This window comes from Mesorhizobium sp. M0514 (assembly GCF_040321145.1).
Taxonomy (GTDB): Bacteria; Pseudomonadota; Alphaproteobacteria; order Rhizobiales; family Rhizobiaceae; genus Mesorhizobium.
Genome location: NZ_JAMYQZ010000043.1, coordinates 42,451 through 51,214, shown reverse-complemented (window position 1 = coordinate 51,214; position 8,764 = coordinate 42,451). Strand labels below are relative to the sequence as shown.

At 64.2% G+C, this 8,764-nt stretch carries 6 protein-coding genes; 2 read left to right on the top strand and 4 right to left on the bottom strand.

The window, feature by feature from the left end:
• Positions 1–128 precede the first annotated feature (128 nt).
• The gene (pepN, locus tag NKI61_RS18700; protein WP_352840248.1) at positions 129–2,768 is read right to left on the bottom strand and encodes an aminopeptidase N; all 2,640 of its coding nucleotides are present in this window, start codon (positions 2,766–2,768) and stop codon (positions 129–131) included.
• A gap of 317 nt (positions 2,769–3,085) precedes the next feature.
• On the opposite strand from pepN, the gene NKI61_RS18695 reads away from it, so the two are divergent.
• The gene (locus NKI61_RS18695; RefSeq protein ID WP_084559012.1) at positions 3,086–3,988 is read left to right on the top strand and encodes a DMT family transporter; all 903 of its coding nucleotides are present in this window, start codon (positions 3,086–3,088) and stop codon (positions 3,986–3,988) included.
• A 19-nt stretch (positions 3,989–4,007) separates the two neighbouring features.
• Here the strand turns inward: NKI61_RS18695 and NKI61_RS18690 are convergent, their stop codons facing one another.
• From NKI61_RS18690 to NKI61_RS18680, 3 genes are all read right to left on the bottom strand, one after another.
• A complete protein-coding gene (locus NKI61_RS18690; protein WP_023742640.1) occupies positions 4,008–4,820 on the bottom strand; it encodes a helix-turn-helix domain-containing protein in 813 nt (270 codons plus the stop codon).
• Positions 4,821–5,058: 238 nt separating this feature from the next.
• Positions 5,059–5,937 carry a uracil-DNA glycosylase gene (locus NKI61_RS18685; protein WP_023742639.1) on the bottom strand — a complete coding sequence of 293 codons (879 nt, stop codon included), beginning with the start codon at positions 5,935–5,937 and terminating at the stop codon, positions 5,059–5,061.
• 267 nt (positions 5,938–6,204) lie between these two features.
• Entirely contained in the window at positions 6,205–6,759 is a 555-nt protein-coding gene (locus NKI61_RS18680; protein ID WP_023698594.1) for a hypothetical protein, read from the bottom strand.
• A 302-nt stretch (positions 6,760–7,061) separates the two neighbouring features.
• Here NKI61_RS18680 and NKI61_RS18675 point away from each other — a divergent pair, with 302 nt between their 5' ends.
• A complete protein-coding gene (locus tag NKI61_RS18675) occupies positions 7,062–8,741 on the top strand; it encodes an electron transfer flavoprotein-ubiquinone oxidoreductase (protein WP_352840247.1) in 1,680 nt (559 codons plus the stop codon).
• Positions 8,742–8,764 lie beyond the last annotated feature (23 nt).

Sequence of the window (8,764 nt, the reverse complement as noted above, 5' to 3'; positions counted from 1 at the left end):
GGGTCCTCGGCGAAGCGCTCGACTCTCTCAATCACGGTCGAAGTTGGTCGAGGTCGCGCACTGCCGCAACGACCCCACCCGTCCATCCGCCTTCGGCGGCTGTCCACCGTCCCCTCAAGGGGGAGGGATCAGGCCAGCGTTCGCTCCACAATGTCCCGCAAATCCGCCGACAGGTTCTCGGCACCGGCGATGGCCAGCAGCGCTTCCCTGGCCTTGGCTTGCCTGCCCGGCTCCAGCGAGCGCCACGAGCGCAGCGCTGTCGCCAGCCTGGCCGCCACTTGCGGATTGCGTTTTTCAACCTCGAGTACGGTCTGGGTAAAAAACCGGTAGCCTTCGCCATCGGCGCGGTGGAAGCCGGTCTGGTTGGCGCTGGCGAATGTGCCGACCAGCGAGCGCACCCGGTTCGGATTGGCCATCGAGAAAGCTGCGTGGCCAGTCAGCTCGCGTACCGTGTCGACTGTCCGGCGTCCCGGCACGCTGGCCTGGATCTGGAACCATTTGTCCATGACCAGCGGATCGGCGCCATAACGCGCCTCGAAATCGGCCAGCGCCTTGATCGCCTCCGGCGAACCGTCATGGCGGTGCGCAAGGACGGTCAGCGCTGCGGCGCGGTCGGTCATGTTGGTCGCGGTTTCGAAATGCCGGGCGGCGAGCGCAGCACCTTCCGGCAGCAGCGAGAGGTAGTCGAGCAGGATGTTGCGCAGCGCGCGGCGTCCCGCACTTGCCGCGTCGGGGCTGAACGGCCCGTCGTCGGCTAGGCGGCCGTAGAGCTTGGCGAAGCTGTCTTTGTTGGCGCGCGCGATTGCCAGCGCCAACGCCTCGCGAGCGGCAAAGATGGCGTCAGGATCGATGTTAGTGCCGAGGTCGCGGGCAATGTCGGCCTCGCCGGGAAGTGACAGCGCCAGTGCCCGGTAGGCAGGCTCCAACGTCTCGTCGCCGGCGATCTTCCCGGCAAGTCCGGTCAGCCTGGCGGTGAAAACCGGTTTCGCGCCGCCGAGGATCTGGCGGAAGGTCGCTATCAGCGCATCTGTGAGCAGCGTGTTGAACGCCTGCCAGCGCGCGAAGGCATCGCTGTCATGGCCGGCGAGGAAGAACTGGTCGTCGGCCTTCTGCTCGACCGAAAGCGTGATCGGCGCCGAAAAGCCGCGATTGAGCGACACCGCCGGCCGCTCCGCAACGCCTGAGAAGCGCACCATATGTCGGCGCTTGCGGATGTGGATAACGCCGTCCTCGACGGTGGCTCCCTCGACGCCATCATAGGCGACCGGCTCACCGCCCGCGCCGACCAGCCCGAAGGCGAGCGGAATGTGCATCAAGCGCTTGCGGCTCTCCGACGGTGTCGGCGGCACCGACTGCTCGATCTCAAGCGTAAACTCGCGCGTCGCCGGATTGTGCGTCGAACTGACGGTCAGGTTCGGCGTGCCCGCCTGGTGATACCAGAGCGCGAACTGCGACAGGTCGCGCCCGGAGACGTCCTCGAACACCTTCAAGAAATCCTCGATCGTCGCTGCTTCGCCGTCATGGCGCTCGAAATAGAGGTCCATGCCGGCGCGGAACGTGTCAGGTCCGAGAATGGTGCGGATCATGCGCACGACTTCCGAGCCTTTTTCGTAGACGGTCGCCGTGTAGAAATTGTTGATCTCGCGGTAGCGGCGCGGCCGGACCGGATGCGCCAGCGGTCCCTGGTCCTCGGGGAACTGGTGCGCCCTGAGCGTGCGCACTTCGGCGATGCGCTTGACCGCGCGCGAGCGCTGGTCGGCGGAGAATTCGTGGTCGCGAAAGACCGTCAGCCCTTCCTTCAGGCAGAGCTGGAGCCAGTCGCGGCAGGTGATCCTGTTGCCGGTCCAGTTGTGGAAATACTCATGCGCTATGATCGCCTCGATATTGGCGAAATCGGCATCGGTCGCGGTTTCCCGGTCGGCCAGCACATATTTGTCGTTGAAGATATTGAGGCCCTTGTTCTCCATGGCCCCCATGTTGAAGTCGGAGACGGCGACGATGTTGAAGACGTCGAGGTCGTATTCGCGGCCGAACGCCTGCTCGTCCCATTGCATCGAGCGCTTGAGCGCGTCCATGGCGTAGCCGGCAAGCCCCTCCTTGCCTGGCTCGACATAGATGCCGAGTTCGACCTCGCGCCCGGACATGGTGACGAAACTGTCCGCAACCTTGCCGAGATTGCCGGCCACGAGCGCAAACAGATAGGATGGCTTGGGGAAGGGGTCGTGCCAGACTGCAAAGTGCCAGCCGTCGGCAAGCGCCCCGCTTTCGACCGGATTGCCGTTGGAAAGCAACAGCGGCGCTTCGTCCAACCTTGCCTCGATACGCACGGTATAGACCGACAGGATGTCGGGGCGGTCGAGGAAATAGGTGATGCGGCGAAAGCCCTCGGCCTCGCATTGCGTGCAATAGACATTGCTGGAGCGGTAGAGGCCCATCAGCGCCTCATTGCTGGCCGGCGCGATCTCGGTCTCGAGCAGCAGCTGGAAACGGGCCGGCGGCCTCAAAATGGTCAGCTGGTCCGGCGTGGCGAGATACTCGGCCGGGGCAAGCTCGCGACCGTCGATGGCAATGCGCTTGAGCACCAGCCCGTCGCCGTCCAGCACCAGCGACGTCGAGGCGGCGGCGCCATCGCGGCGTTCGATCGTCAGCACTGCGGTGACACGCGTTGCGTCTGGCGAAAGGCGGAAGGTGAGGCCGGTTTGCGGGATGGAAAAGTCGTTGGGGCGGTAGTCTTCGAGCTTGAAGACCTGGCCGGTATCGGTTCGCATTCCCTTGGGTTTCCCTGTCGCTATCGGAGCCGCTGACGTGTCCTGGCCCATTAATCTAAAGTTGCGCGCTCTTTACACGAAACGGTCACTCGACAAAACTGCGCCAATGCCTATTTCACGGCGTTCCCCTTCGATCTTCATCGCGAGGCCTTGATGACCGTCGTCACACCGAAATTCGGCATGGGTGCCTCTGTGCTGCGTCCTACGACACATATCTGGGCAACGATTCGGGAAGCGGCGGAGGCGTGACTTTAGGGCCGAGAGACGAGGCGGCAGGGAAACTGTCCGATCATCCAGGGCGTGTGCTGACCGGGATCATGCTCAAGGTGATGTCGGTGGCGGTCTTCGTCGGCATGCAAACCTGCATCAAGGCCGCCGGCACTTTGCCGGCCGGCCAGATCGTCTTCTTCCGCTCCTTCTTCGCCATCTTCCCGATCATCGCCTTCCTGGCCTACAAGAGAAAACTCGGTACGGCGTTTGCCACCAAACGCCCGCTGAACCACATTGCGCGCGGTGTCGTCGGCGTTTGCGCCATGGGGCTCGGCTTCTTTGCGCTGACCCGGCTGCCGCTGCCTGAGGCGATCACGCTGAACTATGCCCAGCCTTTGCTGGTGGTGATGTTCTCTTCGCTGTTCCTCGGCGAAGCTATCCGCATCTATCGCTGGAGCGCGGTTGCGGTCGGTCTGGTCGGCGTGCTGATCATCTCCTGGCCGGAGCTGACGCTGCTCACGTCGGGCGCCGCAGTCGGCGATCAGGAGGTGCTGGGCGTGATTGCGGCGTTGGTCTCCGCAGCGATCTCCGCCAACGCCATCCTGCTCGTGCGCAATCTTGTCCAGACCGAACGGACGGCGACCATCGTGCTGTGGTTTTCGGCAACGGCGAGCGTCATGGCGCTGCTTACGCTGCCCTTCGGCTGGCAGGCGCTGACGCCGCTGCAGGCCGGTCTGCTGGTCGCAGCAGGGTTCTGTGGCGGGCTGGCGCAGATTTTGATGACGGCGGCGTACCGCCATGCCGAAGCTTCGGTGGTGGCGCCGTTCGAATACACCTCGATGATCCTCGGCGTGGTCGTCGGCTATTTCGCCTTTGGCGATATCGCCACCATCAACACGCTCGTCGGCGGTGTGATCGTCGTTGCCGCCGGCATGTTCATCATCTGGCGCGAGCGCCAACTCGGCCTGGAACGCACCCGAACGCGCAAGGCAGCGCCACCACAGGGGTGAGGAGGTCCGCGGGGTTGGCTCAGTTAGCTTCCGCACGTTCCTTCGCCAGCCGCACCAGCACCGCTCGCGTCTGCTCGTCGGCCGGGAAGAAAGACTCGATCGCCAGTTCCGACAGCGTCACGTCAAGCGGCGTGCCGAAGACGGTGATGGTGCTGATGAAGGACAGCACCTGGTCGCCATGCGCCAGCCGCAGCGGATGGACGATGCCGTTGGGCTCGACCGGCACCGGCCGCGCACCCTTGAGCCCGGACGGATAGGTTCGCAATTCGCGCTCCAGCTCGACCAGGACGGGATCGCCGGCGGCATCGTTCTGGTGTTTCAGCCGCTCCAGCAGATGCGCCCGCCATTCCGCGAGATTGACGATGCGCGGTGCGATGCCGTTCGGGTGCAGGCTGAGGCGCAGAACATTGACCGGCGGCTGGAGCAGCGACGGCTCGGCAACATCGGGCAGAAACGGGCCGATGGCGGCATTGGCGGAAATCAGGTTCCAGTGCCGGTCGACGGCGAGGGCGGGGAACGGCTCATGCCCTTTGAGCACGCTCTCGACCGCGGCAAGCGCCGGCGCCAGCGTCGTATCTGTGAGTGGCCGCTCGCTGAAGCTCGGGGCAAAGCCGGCAGCCAGCAACAGCTGATTACGCTGCCGCAGCGGAATCTCAAGCTGCTCGGCCAGATGCAGCACCATCTCGCGCGATGGCGCGGCGCGGCCGCTTTCGACGAAGGAGAGATGACGCTGGGAAATCTCAGCCTCCATTGCGAGATCAAGCTGGCTCATGCGCCGGCGCGTGCGCCATTCGCGGATCAGGCTGCCGGCGGAGGTTTGGGCTGTTGTCATCGGGCAGGATTAAGGCGGCGGGAGAGGGATTTCAATTACGTCGGAGGTTATAGCGGAGGCCGAGGCGAAATCTTCTCCCCCTTTGAGGGGGAGATGGCCGGCAGGCCAGAAGGGGTCGGTTCGACGGGATGCGACCTCCTTACGGAAAATGGACGTTGGCGCTCCACGCGCAACGACCCCACAGTCGCCTTCGGCGACATCTCCCCCTCCAAGGGCCCTCAAGGGGGAGATCAGCTAGCTAGCCCACCTCTCGCAACTTCGCTTTCACCTCGAGAAAATCCCGCCACGCCAGTTTCTTGTGCGCCGGCGTCCGCAAGAGATAGGCCGGGTGCAACGTCGGCATGGCCGGAATGGCAGTGCCCGACACCGTCGTGTGCACCTGCCAATTGCCGCGCAGGCGCAGAATGCCCTCGGTCGTGTTGAGCAGGGTTTTGGCCGAAGGGCCGCCGAGATTGACCAGCACCTTCGGATTGACCAGCTCGATCTGCCGCTCGATGAAGGGGCGGCAGATTTCGGTCTCGTGCGGCGTCGGCGTGCGGTTGCCGGGCGGCCGCCAGGGAATGACGTTGGCGATATAGACCGAAGTCCGGTCAAGCCCGATCGCCGCCAGCATGCGGTCGAGCAGCCGGCCGGAGCGGCCGACGAATGGCAGGCCCTCAATATCCTCGTCGCGGCCGGGCGCCTCGCCGACCAGCATCACCGAACCCTCCGGATTGCCGTCGGCGAAGACCAGGTTCTTGGCGGTGAATTTGAGGTTGCAGCCATCGAAGGACGCCATGTGCTGGCGCAGTTCGTCGAGCGTCGAGGCGCTTGCCGCCATCTGCCGGGCCAGGGCCGCCTGTGCCTCGTCGGGCACCGTCGCCATGGCCGGAACGGAACGCGCAGGCGCGTCCGGCACCCGGCTTGCGTCCAGCCCGGGGCTGGCGGCGGCTTGTTCCGGAAACTTGTTTTCGCGAGACGGCGCGGCAGGCGCCGTTGTGCGCTCGGGGCGCTTCGGTGCTGCCCCGGCAAACCGGTTCACCGGCGCGTCCTCCAACGCTTCGTCGACGCCGGCAGAGGCGTAGAAGGCGAGCAACTCGGCCAGGTCGGATCGGTTGTTGGGGGAGGCGGCAGTCATGCCGGGCACATTCGTCCGCCGAGAGACGATTTGCAAGGTTGGGCGGTTAGTAATCTCCCCCCTCGAGGGGGAGATGTCGCCGAAGGCGACAGAGGGGGTCGGCACGACCGGACGCGGCCTGTCGGCGACCGAGGAGGTTGGCGCTCGACGCGCAGCGACCCCCTCTGGCCTGCCGGCCATCTCCCGCTCAAGGAGGGAGATTACGCGCTCGTCGGCTTTCGCCAATCACGAAGGGCATTTCGTGGCGATTTTCACGGCGTCTGCCGCTTACCCCGTAGGAATCCGCGGATCCTGAACCAGATAAAACGTCCAGCGCGGCGTGTAGTCGGTGATCAGAAACTCGAAGCGTCCCCTCTTCAGCGGGTCGATCTGTCCACTCTTGAACAAGAGCCGGTCATAGGGTTCGAAATCGCGGTCGAAATCGGCGTAAGCGCTCGACAGGATGTTGTCGGGCGTCTTGTTGCGCTGGTCGAAGGACAGGCCGTCGCCGAACACGCTCGGCTGGTTGAGTATCTCCTGCAGCTCGAACTGGAATTCGACCCAGGCCTGGCCGCTGTTGTTGAGCACCTCGATACGCATGTACAGGATGCCGTTGGCGAATTCGCCGTTGGTGCTGAACGGCTGGATCGGTTTGGTGGTGCGGATGGTGAGCGTCACCGGCGTCGACGAATTCAGCTCCTCGGAGATGACCAACGGATCTTCCTTGGTGCCGGTGCCCGAGGCGCCGGTGATGTGGAAACCGCCAAGCTCGTCGGAAAAGGAATAGGCGCCGGTCGCCCACACCTTCACCGGCTCGGCCTGAGCGCGAACCGGCGTAAGCATTGAAAGGGCGAGAAGGATCGCTCGGCAGGTCCGGCCGGGCGGAAGGGGGAAGCGCGTCAATGAATAGCCGGACGGCGTGCGCATGGAAATAAGTATGGCCGATAAGAGAGCCGTCGAACAATTAAAATATGGGACGCTGAGCGCGGGCTCGCGCAAAACGGTTGCGGCAGAGTTGTCATCCGCGACTTTTTGTCGAAATCGGCATTGTCACGTCAGCGCCGGTTTCCTGTCGCTGATTGATGCGCTATGCAGCGCAGGAGCCAGCAAAATGCCGGAAACGGTTGGCCAGAGCGGAGGGGTTGATGAGCGAGATCGAACGCGAGAGCATGGAATTCGACGTGGTCATCGTCGGGGCCGGCCCGGCGGGCCTTGCCGCAGCGATCCGTCTCAAGCAGGTCAATCCCGAGCTTTCCGTCGTGGTGTTGGAAAAGGGCGGCGAGGTTGGTGCCCACATTCTGTCAGGCGCCGTCGTCGATCCCATAGGCATCGACCGCCTGTTGCCGGGCTGGCGCGAGGAAGATGGCCACCCCTTCAAGACGCCGGTTACGGCCGACGATTTCCTGGTGCTCGGCCCCGCCGGCTCGTTCCGTCTGCCCAATATCCTGATGCCGCCGCTGATGAACAATCACGGCAACTACATCGTCTCGCTCGGCAATGTCTGCCGCTGGCTGGCAACCAAGGCTGAAGCGCTAGGCGTCGAAATCTATCCGGGCTTTGCTGCCGCCAGCCTCGTCTACAACGATGCCGGCGCGGTCACGGGCGTCGTCACCGGCGACATGGGCGTCGAAAAAGACGGCACACATGGCCCGGGCTTTGCGCCGGGCATGGCGCTGATGGGCAAATACGTGCTGATCGGCGAGGGCGCGCGCGGTTCGCTGTCCAAGCAGCTGATCGCAAAATACAAACTGTCCGACGGCCGTGAGCCCGGCAAGTACGGCATCGGCCTTAAGGAGCTGTGGCAGGTCAAGCCCGAGAACCACCGGCCGGGCCTGGTGCAGCACTCCTTCGGCTGGCCGCTCGACCTGAAGACAGGCGGCGGCTCCTTCCTCTACCACCTGGAGGACAACCAGGTCGCGGTCGGCTTCGTCCTGCATCTCAACTACAAGAACCCCTGGCTGTCGCCCTTCGAGGAATTCCAACGGTTCAAGACGCATCCGGCGATATCGCGCACCTTCGAGGGCGCCAAGCGCATCGGCTATGGCGCGCGCGCCATTACCGAAGGCGGCTGGCAGTCGGTGCCGAAACTCTCCTTCCCCGGCGGCGTGCTGATGGGGTGTGCGGCGGGCTTCGTCAACGTGCCGCGCATCAAGGGTTCGCACAATGCGGTGCTGTCCGGCATGCTGGCGGCCGAGCATGTCGCGCAAGCGATCGGCGCCGGCCGCGCCAATGACGAGCTGTCTTCTTATGAGGACGCCTGGCGCGCGACCGATATCGGCAAGGATTTGAAGAAGGTCCGCAACGTCAAGCCGCTCTGGTCGCGCTTCGGCACCATTATCGGCGTCGGCCTCGGTGGTCTCGACATGTGGCTGAACACGCTGTTCGGCTTCTCGCCCTTCGGCACGCTGAAGCACGGCAAGGCCGATTATGCCACGCTTGAGCCCGCGGCCAAGCACAAGAAGATCGCCTATCCCAAGGCGGACGGCGTGCTGACCTTCGACCGCCTGTCCTCGGTGTTCCTGTCCAACACCAATCACGAGGAAAACGAGCCGGTGCATCTCATCGTCGGCGACATGGAGTTGCAGAAGCGTTCCGAGCATGATGTCTTTGCCGGGCCTTCGACCCGCTATTGCCCGGCCGGTGTTTACGAATGGGTCGACAAGGACGGCAACGCCGCCGCCGATCCGTCTGCCAAGGATGTGCGCTTCGTCATCAACGCGCAGAACTGCGTGCACTGCAAGACCTGCGACATCAAGGATCCCAACCAGAACATCAACTGGGTGCCGCCACAAGGCGGCGAAGGCCCGGTCTATCAGGGCATGTGAGCCTCACCGACCGGGGCCGTCTC